This window comes from Acidicapsa ligni (assembly GCF_025685655.1).
GTDB lineage: Bacteria > Acidobacteriota > Terriglobia > Terriglobales > Acidobacteriaceae > Acidicapsa > Acidicapsa ligni.
Map to the genome: position 1 here is coordinate 400,331 of NZ_JAGSYG010000003.1, position 17,837 is coordinate 418,167.

Annotated in this window: 11 protein-coding genes; 4 read left to right on the forward strand and 7 right to left on the reverse strand. The window is 52.4% G+C overall.

Going from position 1 to position 17,837, the window contains the following annotated elements:
• Positions 1 to 178: 178 nt before the first annotated feature.
• The 4 genes from OHL19_RS12105 to OHL19_RS12120 form a co-directional block, all read right to left on the reverse strand.
• Positions 179 to 3,640, reverse strand: coding sequence for a TonB-dependent receptor (locus OHL19_RS12105; RefSeq protein WP_263357956.1), 3,462 nt, complete (start codon positions 3,638 to 3,640; stop codon positions 179 to 181).
• A gap of 367 nt (positions 3,641 to 4,007) precedes the next feature.
• The gene (locus OHL19_RS12110; RefSeq protein WP_263357957.1) at positions 4,008 to 5,504 is read right to left on the reverse strand and encodes a tetratricopeptide repeat protein; all 1,497 of its coding nucleotides are present in this window, start codon (positions 5,502 to 5,504) and stop codon (positions 4,008 to 4,010) included.
• 271 nt (positions 5,505 to 5,775) lie between these two features.
• Positions 5,776 to 7,629: a tetratricopeptide repeat protein gene (locus tag OHL19_RS12115; protein ID WP_263357958.1), complete on the reverse strand. Its 1,854-nt coding sequence runs from the start codon at positions 7,627 to 7,629 to the stop codon at positions 5,776 to 5,778.
• Positions 7,630 to 7,677: 48 nt separating this feature from the next.
• Positions 7,678 to 8,355 (reverse strand): SGNH/GDSL hydrolase family protein, encoded by a 678-nt coding sequence (locus OHL19_RS12120; RefSeq protein WP_263357959.1) that lies wholly within the window; start codon positions 8,353 to 8,355, stop codon positions 7,678 to 7,680.
• Positions 8,356 to 8,603: 248 nt separating this feature from the next.
• Between OHL19_RS12120 and OHL19_RS12125 the strand changes: the two genes are divergently transcribed.
• The 3 genes from OHL19_RS12125 to OHL19_RS12135 all read left to right on the forward strand — a co-directional run bounded on the left by OHL19_RS12125 (position 8,604) and on the right by OHL19_RS12135 (position 12,919).
• The gene (locus OHL19_RS12125) at positions 8,604 to 11,243 is read left to right on the forward strand and encodes a glycoside hydrolase family 38 N-terminal domain-containing protein (RefSeq protein ID WP_263357960.1); all 2,640 of its coding nucleotides are present in this window, start codon (positions 8,604 to 8,606) and stop codon (positions 11,241 to 11,243) included.
• 61 nt (positions 11,244 to 11,304) lie between these two features.
• Positions 11,305 to 11,823 (forward strand): MaoC family dehydratase, encoded by a 519-nt coding sequence (locus tag OHL19_RS12130; RefSeq protein ID WP_263357961.1) that lies wholly within the window; start codon positions 11,305 to 11,307, stop codon positions 11,821 to 11,823.
• A gap of 319 nt (positions 11,824 to 12,142) precedes the next feature.
• Positions 12,143 to 12,919, forward strand: coding sequence for an IclR family transcriptional regulator (locus OHL19_RS12135; RefSeq protein WP_263357962.1), 777 nt, complete (start codon positions 12,143 to 12,145; stop codon positions 12,917 to 12,919).
• Positions 12,920 to 12,921: 2 nt separating this feature from the next.
• On the opposite strand, the gene OHL19_RS12140 is transcribed toward OHL19_RS12135, so the two are convergent.
• From OHL19_RS12140 to OHL19_RS12150, 3 genes are all read right to left on the reverse strand, one after another.
• Entirely contained in the window at positions 12,922 to 13,248 is a 327-nt protein-coding gene (locus OHL19_RS12140; protein WP_263357963.1) for an L-rhamnose mutarotase, read from the reverse strand.
• A gap of 26 nt (positions 13,249 to 13,274) precedes the next feature.
• Complete coding sequence (locus tag OHL19_RS12145; RefSeq protein ID WP_263357964.1) at positions 13,275 to 14,387, reverse strand: Gfo/Idh/MocA family protein; 1,113 nt, start codon at positions 14,385 to 14,387, stop codon at positions 13,275 to 13,277.
• Positions 14,388 to 14,468: 81 nt separating this feature from the next.
• Positions 14,469 to 15,932 carry an alpha-L-fucosidase gene (locus OHL19_RS12150; RefSeq protein WP_263357965.1) on the reverse strand — a complete coding sequence of 488 codons (1,464 nt, stop codon included), beginning with the start codon at positions 15,930 to 15,932 and terminating at the stop codon, positions 14,469 to 14,471.
• Between the two features lie 235 nt (positions 15,933 to 16,167).
• Here OHL19_RS12150 and OHL19_RS12155 point away from each other — a divergent pair, with 235 nt between their 5' ends.
• Complete coding sequence (locus tag OHL19_RS12155) at positions 16,168 to 17,826, forward strand: alpha-L-fucosidase (protein WP_263357966.1); 1,659 nt, start codon at positions 16,168 to 16,170, stop codon at positions 17,824 to 17,826.
• Positions 17,827 to 17,837: the final 11 nt, after the last annotated feature.

Below are 17,837 nucleotides of genomic sequence, written 5' to 3' on the forward strand. Positions count from 1 at the left end.
TTGTGCATGCCTTAACAGGCATAGCAAAATTGATATGGGAACGTGCTTCCAGTACCCGCGCCGGTCATTTTGAATTTACTGACGATCGTCAGAAAGAATAATCGTGTGTCCATCCTTGTGCGATGAGTTTGCACAAAGATGGACACACGAAATTTGTAGCGTTTGAATTTAGACCACCCTAGAAGATGATCTTTCCGGCAAATTGCAGTATGCGTGGTTTGTTAGCGGTGTTGTTGACTGTACCAAAGTTACCGCCGTCATTGATGTTCGCATCCGGCGTACCGAGGACGACGTTGTTCATGAGATTAAAGCCTTCCGCACGAAATTCAAAACTCAACGAATCGTGGATAGGAAATTGCCTGAATACAGACCCATCCAATTCCCAAAAATTCTGAGTTCTAAGAGAGTTTCTTCCCGCTGTTCCGTACGTATATGCGTCAGGAGTTACGTAAGCAGCCTTATTGAAGTACTCGTGGCTTGTCCGCTTAGTTATTTTGTTGGGATCTCCGATCACGTCCAATGTTTCGTAAGTAGTTCCATTGCCGGTGTTGGCAATATCGCTACTGGTAACTGGAGTAAAGACCTGGCCAGTATGAGCTACAAAGATGTTATTTATCTGCCAATTGCCCAGGACGTAATCGAAGAGTCGATTCCCTGTCGAGAACATCCTCCCCTTACCAACGGGAACTTGATAGAGAGTATTGACCGATAGAACATTGGTAAGATCCGTTCCAGATACCGAGCGGCTCCCGAAACCGGATGGGTTGTAAGGATCCTGCGGGACAGTTCCCTCAACACCAAACCATCCATCGCCGCCTACATTGATATCTTTCGACCATGTATATGCTACCTGGTACGAAAATCCATTGCTGAAGCGCTTGTTTAACTGGAACTGCATGGCATGATAGTTGGAAGAACCGATGCTGCGGTCATAGAACGTCGGAGCTATGTACGGATACAAGGCTCGCGCCTGAGCATCTCCCGGTCCGGGAGTAAGAGCGGTGTTATAGTACCCGCCAACATCATTTCTACGGGAAACTGAACCGACATAATTCAGTCCAATGGTGGTTGATGTACCCAGCTGGCGTTCAATACCAAGAGTCCATTGTTCAGAGTACGCGTTCTTGATGTGCGGATCGTAGAACCATTGCACCTGCTGGAAGGGCGTCGGAGCTGGGAAAAGCCCGCTCGTACTACCTGCAAAGGGATTTTGCGCAGTTGCCGTCGGCGTCGCTGAAGCGGTGCTAGGAATATTCAGGCTGTTGTTGATGAGCTGGCCGATATCAGGCCATGAGCCCTCAATGTTCTGCGCCATCTGGCTGATCGCGGCCCAGTTGTCATAAACAATTCCAAAGCCGCCGCGAACAACTGTTTTTTCGTCGAAGCGATAGGCAAACCCAAAGCGTGGGCCGAAGTTAGTGAATGTGTCGTGTGCGATCTTGCCGCGTGGATCCAGGACAACGTGAGCGGGCAACGTACCATCACCGGGGATACAAGGTGCGAAGCCTCGCTGAGCGCACGATGGTGGAAGCTTCTGCAGCACATATGTGCCATTGCTAAAGTCCATATCTCCGGTTTCGATGCCGCCATTTTTGCCTATTGTGGCATCGGTACCATAGGGAGGAATGAAGGTCAGATCGTAGCGCAGACCGATGTTGAACGTCAATTTTGGTGATGCCTTCCACGTGTCCTGAACAAACGCACTGAGCACTCCTCCTGGACGCGTCGTTTCACTCACATTACGACGATTTGCGCTGTTGGGAACATCAAGAAGAAAGGAACTAAGCGAATCGCCTACTTGGCTGGAGTCTTCTGGATTTCCCGTTTGCTGCGCCTGAAAACCTAGATTGGCATATGCAATCGGACTTGCGAAGGAGTTGCTGATGTAACCGCCTCCGAAGTGCAATTCATGATCTCCAAGGATCTTGGTAACCGTGCCGCTGATTTGCGTACTGTCAGTTGCTTTTGGAGTATTCTGAACACTTTCTCCACCATCGGCATACCCGGAAATCCCAGGATCAGGAAGCAGATTGCCTCCATTCGCTGCGTTGAAAGAGCCAGCAAAACCCGTGGAAAATCCCACTTGGGTAAAGATATTAGTCGAAGGTGTAGCAAAGTGCGTTGTCTCATTATGCTGGACTGTTGTGTGCGCAGCATCGATTTGAACGATCAGGCTCGGGCCAAAGGTATGCACATAACTTCCACCCCAGTTACGAGCTGGAATCGCGGTGGTGCTAGGCAAGCCCGGAACACCGCCGGACTGCGTAGTCGTGGAGTTGATAAAGCTGTAGCGGAACCATGCCGAGTTGCTCGCACCGAAAGTTTGATCGACTCTCGCAGTCCACTCATTTTGCGTCTGCACCACAGGGGTACTATCAATCGCATTATCCAGGGTGCCTGCGATGGTCGCTCCAGCTTTCGGAAAGACAAACTGAGCGTAGGCCACCATCGCCGGATCGATCAGGTTGCTCGGAATCTGTTTGCCAGGAAAAATATCGCGAATATATCGCCCTGGGTTAGCTGGATCGGGGCGAGTAGAAAAAGGGTTGTAAATATTAGAGGCCGAAGCACTCTCATCTCCGGATAGCTGAGCCTCAGTAGGAACGAGCAGTAGATTGTCATTGGGCTGTGTATAACGCAGGCCCTGATATGCGCCGAAAAAGAATGTCTTATTTCGGCCGTTGTACAGCTTGGGAAACACAACAGGACCACCAGCAGAAGCGCCGAACTGATTTTGACGAAAAGGAGGGTTAGTCTGAGTAAGTGGCAAGCTGGCGTCGAAAGCATCGTTGCGTATGTATTCCCACAACGTGCCATGAAGAGAATTCGTACCGGACTTGGTTACGACATTCACGACACCGCCCAGCACGGAGCCGGCCTCAGCACTATCCGTATGCGAAACAATCTTGAATTCCTGTATCGCATCGACGATTGGTGGCACGGCATACGTACTAAGAATGCTTCCGTAGTTTACGAGTCCGTCAGTTAGATAGAAATTACTGCGATTCGTCTGACCATTGATTGCAGGAAATGTGAAAGAGGATCCCTGCACTGCCGGAGGACCAGCAAACCCACCGCCGTTGCTCTGACCGGTGTTGATAGGAACTACGCCTGGTGTAAGTTCCAGCAGCTGGGTAAAGTTGCGTCCATTCAAAGGCAAATCATTGACCTGCTTCGTGGCCATGACGGTGCCTAGGTTAGAACTGGTTACATCCAACTGAGGGGTCGCCCCCTGTACCGTCACAACGGTATTCTGCATGCCCACCTGAAGAGCAAAGTCAAATGTAGCCGTCTGACCTACGGCAAGAGTGAAAGACGGTATCTGCCGCGTATCAAAACCGCTTGAGGTAGCTTCCAGCCTGTAGTTTCCTGGAATGATACTCACGATCACGTAGGCACCGTCATTGTTCGATAGCGTGGTGCGATCAACGTTCGTGTCCAGGTTATGCAACTTTACGCTGGCGTTGGGAACTGCCGCGCCTGCCGGATCTCGGACTACGCCGTTCACAGATGCCGTGGACTGGGCAAAACCATCCATAGTAAGCAGGAAAAAACATGTGAGGAAGCTTAGTAACCAGGCATTCTTCAACCATTGCCGGTGCAAGCTTGAATTTCTCGTCGTACGCGTCTCTTTTTCCATGTAAGCAAGGCCTCTCTTGCATCTCTGTTCGTGCGGAACTGTTTAGCTCAGTTTGCCGATTGGTCGATGGGTGCGTTCGATTTCAACTAAGATTCGCTGCCACCTCACCGCCGCGACTTTGTTTTACACGTCAAACAATTGATTCGCATGTCAAACGCGGAAAAAGTACATCACGCTTAAAAGGATTGTCAATCCAATTTTTGGACTTTTTGAGAATGCTCTTTTTAGGGGGTGCTACCCGTGCGCAGCGATGAGTGATGAGGCTATTAAGTAGCCCTCTTCTGCCAGGCAAAAGCTATCTCGGCACAGCCGCTGAGGTTAGAATGCGGCAGGCGGATAAGTATCAAGAAAATTGCTCTTTACCTGCCTACTCGGGCGGTAGAAGTTGCAATGATTTTCTGATCTCTTCATCATCCGGGGATAACTTTTGCGCAGCGAGAAGCTCTGCACGGCCATTGCGAAAATCACCGGAACGGCAGTAGATCAAGCCAAGATCTTTGTGCAGCCGGGATAGCGCGTCACATTCTTTACAGGCAGCAAGCGCTTCCTTGAGTTGCGAAATCGCATGCGGCCAATCATGAGCGTTGGCAGAGGCCACTGCAAAGTTGCCGAGCATCTGGGCTCGATCCATGATGTGCTGCTGTGCTTTCATCTTCTCAAAACGAGTTTCCAAAAGCTTCGATTCCTGCGGATCTATTTTTACGAGGGCTCGTGCCAGGTTGTATAAAGCCTCGCCATAGTGAGGTTCGATATCGAGAGTCTTGCGCCATTCCGCAATGGCTCCAGCAGTATCGTCCTTATTGAACATCACGCGGCCGAGCATATAGTGAGCCTCGGCATTCTTAGGATCAAGTGCAATAACCTTGTGAAAGTACTCCGTTGCCTCGTCATCTGCCTCCGCCTGCATCGCAGTAAGGCCGAGGAGATACCATGCTCCAGTCAAATTGGGATCGAGATGCAAGCTTGCATGCAATTCAGATTTGGCTTCCTCATTGCGTTGCATATCCAGTAGCAGCCGCCCCTCGTTGTAGTGCGCCACCGCACTGTTCGGGGCAAGGCGAACTGCTTCAAGAAACTCCTTGAGCGCCTCCTCCATATGAACTTCGTCTGCAATGGCAATGCCAAGATTCAGATGCGCGTCCGCGGAAGATGGGTCAAGATCGCTGACCTTGCGCAGATAAGTAATGGCCTCTTCCTTACGGTCGAGGCGAGAGAGAACCATAGCCAGAGGCGTCAGCACGGAGGGGTTATCTGGACTAAGCAGAGCTGCCTTGCGCAAGGCAGTCTCCGCGTCGTTATAGCGTGACGCAGCTGCATAGACAAGGCCTAGATTTATCTGGGCCTGTATATTCCCCGGATCTCTGGCCAATACGCTGGACAGCACTTGAACCGCTCCACTCGTATTTCCCTGCCCTGAATATGCAGCCGCCAGATCGATCTGCAGCGCCTCCTCAGCGGGAGCGTTCTTTAGCAGAGCGGCGGCTTCCGAATATTTCTTTTCGACGATGAGAGCTTTTGATAGACCATCCAGAGCTGCGATTGATTTTGGATCGGCACGCAGAACAATCCTGAACTCCGCGATCGCAGCATCGGTCTGGTGAAGCTGATTCAATGCCGCTCCGAGAGCAGCGTGTATCTGAGTAGTTCCTGGCTTGAGCCGCAATGCTTTTCTGAACTCCTGCGCGGCCTGCTCTGCATGCCCTTCATTGAGAAAGGTCAATCCGAGATCATAATGGCTCTCCCATGAGTCAGGCGCAAGACGCACGGCAGATTCAAAAGCGCCGACTGCGCACGATAGCTGATTCTGGCCACCAAACCAGGCGCCAAGAGCATTCCATGCAGCAGCCGATGGATGAGTACGCACGGCACTCTCCAGATCCTCTGGCCCCCTGCAACCGGAAAGGCGCTGCACCGGCGCCTGCGCAGATATGCCGCAGGAAAACAATCCAAGTGTCATCAGGACGCAAAGCGATGCCTGAATGCATTGCCTCGGGCCGCGTGACACTCTACGCAGGATACTCAGCCGTTTCTCCAGAATCGCCTCGAACAAAGTCATGCTGAACAGGTATCACACCACAGCAACAGGCCGCCAGTCCGAAGCCGTCAAGCGGCCAACATCCTGACTTCTTATCCAGCTATCGCCCCGGCGATGACGCCTGCGCGCGGGCCAGCATCTGACGCATAAACGTATCCTGCGGAAAATACTTCAAGTATTCTTCCAGCGCTGCTTTGGCCTCTGAGTACTGCCGCATAGCAATGTAATTCACCACCAGTTTTTTCTGCAACACCGGATTGAAGGGATCCTGACCTGCAGCCTTCCTAAGCAGTGCTATCGCCTCTTCACCCTTCCCCTGCTTCTGCAATACATCCGCCAGATCTCCAGCAACAACCGGTTGCTCAGGATCAAGTTCGAGAGAACGCCGAAGATGATCTGCTGCCTGAACAAAATCACCACTCTTCAAATCTCTACGTCCCAGCGCAGCCTGCACGAGTGCTTTATCCGGATCACTCTGACCCAGTTGATCGAGAACTTTCAGATAGGGAGTGACGTATTCAGGCTTGTACTCAGCCAGTTCTCCATACGCCTGCAGCAACGTCAGCCCCGGAACGGGCACGTCCGGCTTTCCCAATACACGGTTCAAATGAATCAAATCCGGAAGCGAGGCTGTAGTCTGCTGAAACGTAATGTCTGGAAACGCTTCGCCCGGCTGTCGAAGTATTCGATGATTGGTCACGCTCGAATGCGATATCTCCCGCACGTCCCGTTTAGGCATATGGCAGCCGATACAGTTGTTCGCAGGAGTACTGTGCTGGCGTGCAGCAATCGGCAGCTTACAGCTTTGATTCGTGTGGCAGCTCAGGCATTTCCCATTGAAATAAGCTGGTGCCTGCTGCTCCTCCGGCTCAACATGCGGATCATGACAACTGATACAGCTCAGACGCCCTGCACTGGCGCGATAGCATTTGCTCAACGTCATTGAGTAGTAGTGCTCTACATGATCGTCATCGGGAGGAGCCTCACGCGTTGGAGGAACCTTCAGAATCGCAAGCGTATCGTTCAACGGCTGCCCTGGGCGAAAATCCTTATAGCTCTTGCCCGGTTGCAACACTCTTACATCCCCAGTCTGATGACAGTACATGCAGATATTGTTGGCCAGCTCCGGACTCAGGTGCGCCGGATTTACGATGAAGTGCTCCTTCGCTTCGCGGCCAGCCTTACTCTGCATCGCCTGCGCGTGCACGGCTCCTGGCCCATGACATCGCTCGCATCCAATGGCCACTTCACTGAATGGCTTGCTTTCATAGCGCCCATTCGTTGAGGCAACCGGCCGTGCGTTTCCGCTATGACAGACAATACATCCAGTCAATATAGGACGGTTGAATCCGTAATCGGCAAACTCGTATCCGGGAGTTAACCCCCAACTTCCTGCCTTCGAATAAAAAGATAGCGGAGCCTGAAAGAGATAGCCATCCCGCTCCGTCAGCATCCCAAAACCATTCTCCCCAGCGCCTATCTTCCATCCAAGCTGGCGTGTATCTCGAAAGACATCTTTCCCAGCAGCATCCGTTTCAAACTCGCTCTGATACAGCTTCCCATCCTGCGTATAAGCGGAGAAATGCCGATTGAGCTTCGTATCATCGTACGTCGCAGGCAGGTGCATCGCTTGCAGCAAAGCCGGAGTCAATTCAATCGAAGAGATTGCGACCATAGATTTGCCCATATCAGTCTTCTTGAACTCTCGATAGATATCGGCATGACACGGCGCACAGGCCTCGGAGCCTATATATCCATCCTTGCCATCCTCATTCCCCTCATGCCCATTTTTGCTATACCCATTTTGGCCATGCCCAGTCTCGTCCTGCGCAGCCCTGGCTATAGAGACATACCCGCCCGCACTCACAATCCACATCCCCACAACGAGCGAAAGAAAGCAGAATGCGAAGTGCAAAACGTACTGGCGAAAGATTCGAATTTGTCCCGTCTCCATAGCCTCTGTCAGCAGGCTTCATGCTCTCTCATAAGTAAGCAGATCGCTCTAAAGCAATTTCTCAATCATTGCGGCTACCTGCTTACCCTGAATCGCACTTGCCGTTTCGTTGGGATGCACATCGTCACTATATAAATCCGGATGTTGATGAATAACCTCATGCTGATCGTCGATTGGTATCTTCTCTTCTTTCACAATCGAGGCTGCAATATCATTCCGGGCCACGATACGAACATTGGTCGCGCCTTCCGGATTATCTTTCTTTACCGGAGTGGTATTGGCCCAGATCAGCTTCGCCTGCGGATCGTCCGTATGCAGCGCTTCAATCAAAGCGGGAAACGCAGCTTTGTATTCCGACTCCGTGAATCCCCACCCATGCATTCCATTGTTGAAGTGAATTACCCGGAAATGCGTGCTCTCCATCGTAAAGAACTCTCGAAGCTGCGGAGCAAGCCGGGAGTCTCCAATCGCAGATGAGGTAGCGAAGAGATAAACATTCGCCTTGCCATCCAGTTCCTTCGTCACCGTAGGAAAGTAATTCCGCGTAATGGAATCACCAAGCAGAAGAACATTAGGCAGATCTGCTCGTGGATGGTCGGGAGTGACTTCCCATGTCCATTCAATCTTTTCCGCGATGATTTTTCCACCCTGCCCACGCGCAGGCACCACCAGTAGAGACACGGTAATAAGGCTGCAAAAAAGCACATACGCAAATCGTCGAGACACTCAACTCTCCTTTTTTAGCTGCCTGGTAAATAACAAGCGAAGAACTATAAAAGCACAACGCGAAAGCGATTATATCTGCCAGAGTGAACTCACGCACAAACCTGGCACCCAATCCCTACTCCCCAAAAAGAACCAGGAACCACATCGGAATCGTGTTTAAAAACTAAAATAGTAATTTTTATATACAAAATTCTAATTTATATGTAAATTTGATGCCGAACAGAGGAACAACCTTGAGGAGATAGGGCGTGTCAAATCTGAAAAGATACACGAGCTGGAATCGCCGGCAGTTTGTAGCCGGACTAACTTCTGCCGCGGCTATCATCGCAGGCAGTAAAACCACCCTTCTGGCCGCGTCTGCAAAGCGCGTCGTCTTTATCGTTCCCAACTTTCATCCTGCGAGCTGCGGCTGGCTCACCACCTTTTCAAAGGAACGAATCTACTGCGCCAACAGCTATCTAAGCCATCTGGATCGTGTGCGGGATGATGCGAATTACGAGTTCGTCCTATCCGAAATCAACAACATCATCGCCATCATGAACTTTCAGCCTCAGCGCATTCCAGAGTTGAAGCAGAGGGTCGCGGAGAAGAGAGTTGAGCTGGTGAACGGCTTCTTCCTGGAGTCCACAATCAATCTCTCCGGTGGAGAAGCACTCGTGCGCCTCGGCGTGATCGGCCAACGCTGGTATCAGAAAATGTTTGGACTCACCCCGCGTTATGCGTGGAACATCGACACCTGCGGAGTGCACGATCAAATGCCGCAAATCGTCTCTGGACTGGGGATGGAAGCGATGGTCTATACTCGCAAAAATCCAACAGGCAAGAGCCTCTATTGGACCACTGCTCCGGACGGATCAAAGATTCTAACCCTGTGCCCAGGCAGCTATACAGATGCCAGCAGCATCTTCTCTACAAAGACACCACTTACCTCGCCACAGCTTGGAGAACTGGAAAGCTTCTTCGCGAATAAGGATTCCATCACGCCTGCTGGCGCGCCCATCATGGTGCTCGGAGGAAGCGAGGACTACTCCACAGCACCGGCGGTAAAACAGTATCCCACCGAATTTCTCCACGACTGGTCCGCAGCAGAACCAGGGCGTCAAATTCGGTTTACAACCTTGAGCCGATACATCGACATAATCAAACCCGAGATTGCATCCGGCCATGTTTCCCTTCCAACCGTACAAGCTGGAACAGCCTATGATTTCGATGCTTTCTGGATCGATAATCAAAAGGTAAAAACCTGGTATCGTCGCGATGAACAGGCACTTCAGGCATCCGAAGCATTGGCCACCATCGCGAGCCTCACAACGAAATATGAGTATCCATCGCAATATTTGTACGATGCATGGATTCTCATGAGCCTCAACATGGATCGGAATACATTGTGGGGATCGGCAGGCGGAATGGTCTTCGTCGATCAGAAATCGTGGGACGCACAGGATCGATTCGAATGGGTAGAAAAGACCACCGATACAGTGCTTGCATCCGCAGCATCCAGCGTCGTGAGCTCAGGCAATGAAGTAGCTCTCTTCAATCCACTGAACTGGAAGCGAAACGATCCGATTGCACTAACTCTGCCGCAGGGCAAAAGCCTCGAAGGCATCGCTTGCGAAAAGCTTGAGGATGGCTCCGTGCTCTGCCACGTCGAGATGCCATCGATGAGCCTCGGTAGCTGGAAGCTCTCCGATAAAGCTCCAGAATCCGCCGCACCAACGGAAGCATCCACAACCATCGAGACCAGGTATTACCTCATCAAAATGGACCCGGCCACCGGCGATATTGCCAGCCTGAAGATGAAAACATCCGGTCGCGAATTGCTATCCGGCCCTGCGAACAAAGTCATCGCCGAGCGTCCCAGGCAAAAGCCGGATGACGCTGGCGACCACATGCCGCCTATTCCTGAGCGAGAGAGAATCGCCACCAGCGCCGATAGCCACTCGACAATTCAAGTGTCCAAAGGCCCCATCACCACCACGATTCGCGTCAGCGGAACATTCTATGGCGGAGGCGCATTGCACCGCACCATACGCCTTTATAACAACCACCCGCGTATTGATTTCGAGACAGAACTGAACGATATTCCTAACTACACTGTCGTCTTTGCCGAGTTCCCCTGGGCTGAAGATATTCGCGACGTTCGAAGAGGAATTCCATACGGCTTTTCTCACGGCGCATGGGCTACCCCCAACCCTGAGCTGCATGGATGGACCAAAGGCATCGTACCTGCAGTGAGATGGATCGATTACTCCTTGATCGGCGGCGGAGGCATCGCACTTCTCGATCGCGGACTCAGCGGACGCGAGTTGAACAATCGTTCAGCGGCAGTCTATCTGATCAATGCAGAAGACAAGTACTGGGGCTATGAAAACTCCTGGCTCAGCGGCAAGGGCCGTCATGCAATGCCCTTTGCGTTGCTGCCTCATAGCGAGGAGTGGGATCAGGCCTCCATCGCTCGCGCCGCATGGGAGTACAACCGCGAGCCTGTCCTCGTCGCAGATCGAACAGCAATGCCATCGAAGTCATTTCTTACAACATCGGAAAATGTAATTGTCGAGGCCATGCGCCGAGAGGGCAATCACATCGAGATAAGGCTCGTGGAGTGCATCGGCAAATCAGGACAAGCCGAACTGGCACTGCTGCTCCCACACAGCAAACTCACATTCACCGACCTCACAGGAAAGCCCATATCCACGCATGCGAAGGGCGCACATTACAACTTCCCTGTTCGTCCGCAGCAGATTGTCACGCTGCATTTCGAAACAGCATCTGCAGTAGCCGAGCCAGAGCAAGTTACCAAGTGGGACCAATTCGTCCCGGAGCATAAACTTCCGGCATTGCATGCCTACGATCCAAGCCTGATTGGTCATCCACCCTTCGGGTCGTAATTATCCAAAGGAGCAACACACTTCGGCGCGCAAAGAATCACAATGCATCACAAGGCCAATCATGAAGAATCCGAATCCCGACGCAGCGAAGCACAAGGATATCCCGCTCTTTCACTCGGAAGACTGGCACTACGAAGATTTTGAGATCGGTAGCCGTATGCGCTCCATTCGGCGCACGATCTCAGAGGGCGAGAGCATGGCCTTCAATGCGCTGGTCATGGACATGCACCCTTATGTCGCCGATGAAGTCTTTGCCGTTGAAGAGGGTATCTTCGGAAGAAGAATCGTAGCCGGTGCTTTTGTCTTCAGCCTTGGCCTCGGACTCATGGCGCACAACTGCGTTCATACCTTCAGCTACGGCTATGACAAGCTGCGTTTCATCAAGCCCGTCTTTCTGGGAGACACGATTTACACCATTCGCACCAACCTTGAGAAAGCGCCCAAATATCCAGACATGGGGATCGTGCGCGTTTCCTATGAAGTCTTCAAACACCCCGGCGAACTCGTCCTCTACTGTGAGCACCTGCAGACGGCGAAATATAAGGCGCCAGCAAACTTTCAATCTCAGATAAAGCAATAAAGCATCAACGGAATCAAGTTGGCGGGAAAGACAAGCATTGAGGCATGGCTGAATCTGTTTCGTAGCGACATGAGCAGCGTGATATGCCCACATCTCGACGAAGCCACTTCTATCGCAGTATGATTTCATCAGCCGTGCGATTCCAATACGTAAAATCACTTGAGAGAGGTGCCAACGCGAGCCCTTTACTCTTCGTGCACACGATGGGCCGGGAACAAGAGTTCCTGCACAGCAAACGAGACAACCATTTCTCCGATGGATGCAGTAGAATGCTCATCAACTTCGGCGTACTCATGCTGTGACCAGGAGATCTTGCCTAGTGCCTAAGCAAAAGGTAGTTGAACCAGCATCTCGATACACCACTCCGGCCCTCGAAAAAGGCCTGGACATCCTCGAACTGTTCGCATCCACATCAGAAGAACTGACCAAGCGTGAGGTCGCTCGCCGGCTAGGTCGCACCGTTTCTGAAATCTTCCGAATGCTTGTATGCCTTGAAGGACGAGGCTATCTGGCCGAGTCACCGGGAGAGGATCGCCTGCGGTTAACGCTGAAGCTCTTCAAGCTCGGGCAGGAACATCCTCCCGTGAAACGCCTGACAGAAAAAGCGATTCCCATCATGCACGACGTCGCTCAAAAAACTAACCAATCCTGCCACCTCGGCGTACTCGATGGCGGCCAGGTGATCATTCTCGCCCAGGCAGATGCACCCACCAGTACGGGCTTCTACGTCAAAGCCGGTTCAAGCGTTGACCTCATGGAAGCAGCCACAGGCCATGTAATCCTTGCACATCAACGTGCAGAGATACGCGAACGCGCCATTCTCGAATGGCAGCGCGATACCAAGAAAAATGTCCCATCCGATCTGGAAAGGCATCTCTCGAAAATCCGCCAGCGGGGCTATGAAGAACGCGAAAGCTACCAGGTAAGCGGAGTGATGAATATCAGCTTTCCGATAATGGATAACCAGGGCTACGCCATTGCAGCCCTCTCCATTCCCTTTCTGAAAAGAATTCAGGATCAAACCACAGGTAAGGACGTTCGCGCCCACCTGCGGCAAGCCAGCCTGCAAATCTCCAAAGAGATCGGCGGAGACTGACATCAGTCCAGGTGAAAGACCTCATCCATCTGCGACCACCACTCCCCCGCAGGTCGATCCGGAAACGGTTCCTGCATCGGGTTCATGATTGCCCACCATCGTTGCGTTGCAGGGTCAGCAGCCATCTTGGCCATATCTGCGGAGAAGTCCGATCCGACATACTCGAAGTAGCCAAACAATACCGAGCTACGAAGAAAGATCGAGTAGTTTTCTATATTGCATTCGCGAATCGTGTGAAGCACATCCTGCGGGACTGCACTATGCGCGACCCTGTATGCCTCCTCGTGTTCAGACCTCAGTCGAATGACCATTCCATATCGCTTCATCATCTTCCCCTTCGGATAGCACACTGCCTTTAAATGTCGTCCTTGAATGAGACATAAGCCGCGCCGTTATCACTCGAACGGTAAAGCGCCTCGACCAGAGCCATCGTCTCATATGCGTCTTCAAAATGCGTTGGCAAACTGGCCGCAGAGCCTTCTACATAAGCCTGCAAAGCTCCCATCGGGCCCATGAACCCATCAGGAAAATTGTTGCCCTGGATTGGAACAGAAGTCCACGAAGCCTCGCCAGCACCACGCCGAGCATACTCCACCGTGTCCGGTCTTCCGGTTGGATAATCGAGGTTCACACCCATCGTCATGCGCGCAGCACCATGCAATCCTTCAAACTGCACAAAGCTATGCTGATGTGCTTCTCCAAATTCATGACTGTGATTCGTCGCGACAAACACCCGCATCGCATCGCCATAATCGAGAATCGCCACCGTCTTCGTCGCTGCCAGCCCCGCCGCATGAGGACTCTTCACCGTCTTTGCCGAAACGCTGCGAGGATTGCCCAGCCACGAACGAATCAGGTCGAAGTAATGAATGCTGTGATAGAGAATTTCCAATCGTGGCGCAGTTGCTAAAAATGTCCATAGATGCCACGGAGTAAACGTACTCGTCTGCACCTCGACATCGTGAATCGCGCCAATCATCCCGGCATCCGCAAGCGCCTGCACAGCAAGATTGTTGGGTGAGTATCGCAACGAAAAATTCACCGATGCGGTTAGCCCTTTATTCCTGCAGATTTCGCGTATGGCCGCAGCTTCTGCCAGCGTCTCGCCCATCGGCTTCTGCATCAGCACAGCAGTTCCATCCTTCAGTTGAGGAAGAATATGCACCAACTGAGAAGCCGGAACTGCGACATCAAAAATGACATCATCAGGAGCGAAACGAACCGCCTCGGCAATCGTGGAAAAGGCATTCGGAATACCGCGCTCCGTAGCCAGGCTCGTTGCCCGTTCCGCATTCTCATCCATGATTCCAATAACAGGAAAACCAGCCATCGCATAGGCCGGCAGGTGCGCCGCGCGAACGATGCCTCCCGCCCCAATCACAAGGATTGGCCGTGGCTGTTTAGGCCGTGGCATCTTGATCGACTGTGTATCCGGAAGCGCCGATGTATGCGGGTGATCGAAAGCCATAGGCGCTTGTGCTCCTTGCGCGTCATTGAAAAATTATGCGAAGCCGGGCTCACTCAGACTAGCCAGGTGAGCCCGCTCTCTTTATGCAGTCGTCAGCACAAGCACCGTTGCGATCGGATCCGGCATCTGCCCAGGTAATGCGATATCCAGACCTCCGCCGCTCTTCGTTACCTTCAACGGAGTCTTTGCGTTGTCAGACAACAGATAAGCGCCCGTTACATTACGCGGCATCTTGTCCAGATGAAAAGTCGAACCCGGCCACTCGAACAAATGAATGTAAACCTCATTCGACTTGGTCGTCGATCGCCATTTCCAACTCGGCACAAACTTCGGTTTGCCTTCTTTATCCTTTTCCGTTGCAGAGAATGCACCGGCCTCAGCACCAAACAACGTCGGCTGCGTAGCATAAATGGATTCGCCATTCACCGCGAGCCACTTGCCCACTTCTCGCAGTCGCTCAACCTCCTCGACCGGCACTTCTCCAGTCTGCATGGGGCCAATGTTCAATAGATAGTTGCCGCCCTTACTGGCAATATCGATCAGGTTCCGCAGCAGCGTCTCAGTGCTCTTGAAGTTCTTATCGTCCTGCTTGTATCCCCAGGTATCGTTCATCGTCATGCACGATTCCCAATCGCGGCCAGGATATCCCTGTGCAGGAATGTACTGCTCTGGAGTCTCGGTATCTCCGCTATAATCGCCACCCAGACGGTTGTTCCAGATCAGCTTCGGATGCTCATTCAACAATTTCACAACTTCACCAGCAAGCTCCGGAGTCATGTCCTTGGTCGGCGTGTCAAACCACACGATCACCGGAAAGTCACCGTAATTCGTCAGCAGTTCCCGCATCTGCGGTATCGACTTCTTGCGCAGATACTCCGCATAATTTCCATCCTGTGCTGGATCCCAATGAAAGGTCGGCGGTTTATGATCGCCGGTCTTATAAGCAGCGCCACCAGGCGCCGTCCAATCCTGATCCTGCGAGTAATAGAAGCCAAGCTTCATATCCTGCTTGCGACACTCCGCAGCCAATTCCTTCATCGGATCGCGCTTGAACGGCGTAGCATCGACAATGTTGAAAGGATCGGCCTTCGACTCGAACATCGCAAACCCATCGTGATGCTTGGCCGTAATCACGATGTACTTCATCCCCGCCGACTTAGCCAGCCCCACAATTTCCTCGGCATTGAACTGGGTCGGGTTGAACTTGGGCGCTAGGGCCTTGTAGTCCGCAACGGGAATCGAGGCACGATTCATGATCCATTCGCCAATTCCCGGAACCTCCTTGCCATCCCAGCGGCCCGCAGGAATCGAATAGAGCCCCCAGTGAACGAACATGCCAAACCGCGCCTCACGAAACCACTGCAGGCGCGCATTTTTCTCCGCAGGCGTCTCCGTATCCTGAATGGAAGGTACCGGATGCTTCTTGCCAACCTTGTACTTTTCACCCTCAATCTGGGCCCAAGCCTGCGTAGCATCGCCAATCGCAAGGCCCGATGCAGCAATGACGCAGCCCTTTGAAAATGCTCTCCTCGATACCTTCATCATCCGTCTCCTTTTCCGATCTGTATGGCCACTCCTGGGCATGCCGCAGAACTTCGCCGCAATCGGATCCGCAAAAATGACTCGCCAAACACTCTATCATTAGTGATTAACAATATTCATATACGGAACATCTTCACAACCACAAATTATTTAACTAAGGAGAAGTTTCCTGGTTTCATATATGGTTGTGGTGCCTTATTCAGGGCATTTAACCTCCATCTGAAGGGATCTGCTTCCTATGCTCGGAACGCGACGTCTCTGCCGTATCCTCTGCCTATCCACCACTTTTCTGCTGCTCGGCAGCCAGCTCGCTATCTCCGCTGTCACTCCCGAGGACGATGTTGAGAAAGGCTCGTTGAACAAGCCGGAACGATTGGATTGGTTTCGCGATCAGGGCTTTGGCCTCTTCATTCACTGGAGCGTCGACAGCCAGCTTGGCGTAGTCATCAGCCATTCGCTCGTCGGTGCGTCGCCTGAATATACCGATCGCTTTTTCGGAGATCTGCCGAAATCCTTCGACCCGCACGAGTTTCATCCATTGGATTGGGCGCGGCTTGCGCACCTGGCGGGCATCCGATATGTGATGTTTACAACGAAGCATCACTCCGGTTTTGCGATGTTCGACACGGCAACGACTCCATTCGGCATCATGAATACGCCCTTTCATCGCGATATCACGAAAGAGGTTTTCGACGCCTTTCGCTCTGAGGGTATCGCCACAGGTGTTTATTATTCGCCGGATGATTTCTGGTGGCTGCATCAGCATGGCAAGACGATCCAGCGCTCTGTTCCCGGAGTGCAGCCGCGCAATAACCCCGGCCTGATGCAATACGACCAAACCCAGATCAACGAGCTTCTGACGCACTACGGCAAGATCGACGCACTCTTTTTGGATGGCGAAGCGGACGGACTTCGCGACCTCGCATGGAAGCTCAATCCCGACATCGTCGTCACACGCGGCGCAATCAAAACGCCCGAACTCACCATCCCCGGCATGCCGATACCCGGCGCCTGGGAAACCTGTATGACCATGGGCACAGCATGGCAGTACCAGCCACAAAACGAGCACTACAAGTCCGGTGGCGAACTGATTCGCATGCTCATTCAGACACGTGCCAAGGGCGGCAATTTCCTCCTCAATGTCGGCCCCAAACCGAATGGCGAACTGCCTATCGAAGAAGAAGAACGCCTGCGCGAAATCGCCCTTTGGATGTTTGTGAACTCGGATGCAATTTATAGTGTGCGCCCCTGGGTTATCACCAACGAAGGCGATACCTGGTTTACGAAAAAGAAAGACAGCAACACGCTGTACGCCATCGTCGAATCCGATACGCCGTGGCCGCGTGCCACCTGGAAGGACTTCACGCTGCATTCGGTTCATGCAACGGATAAAACGGAAGTAAGCATCCTTGGCCAGAGCGGTCAGATTGTCGAATACCACGCGGAGATCAAGCCTGAATCAAGCTGGCATCAGGAAAAAGATGGCCTCCACATCCGCGCGATGCAGGCACAACGATTGCAGGACAACTTCCGCTGGCCGAACCCGGTTGTGTTGAAGATCACAAATGTTGAACCGGCATTCGCTCCTCCGCATGTGCAGACCATCGGATCAATCGCAGAGCCTTCCGGTCAGCAGGAGACACTGCAAGGCAATGTTCTGGACATGGGCGACAGTTCCTCGCTTCAGGTTGGATTTGAATATCGTCCGATTCTCGGAGAGGACGTTAATTCGCGCTCCTCGCCGTGGATCGCCACGCCGATACAAACCATAATGAAACCCGGCCCGATCACCGCGCATATCGAAGGGCTCTCCCCAAAAACGACATACGAATTTCGCGCCGTTATCCACCATCCATTACTCGCACTCTATGGCTCCGAGATCTCCATGAAGCGTTAGCAGCAACATCC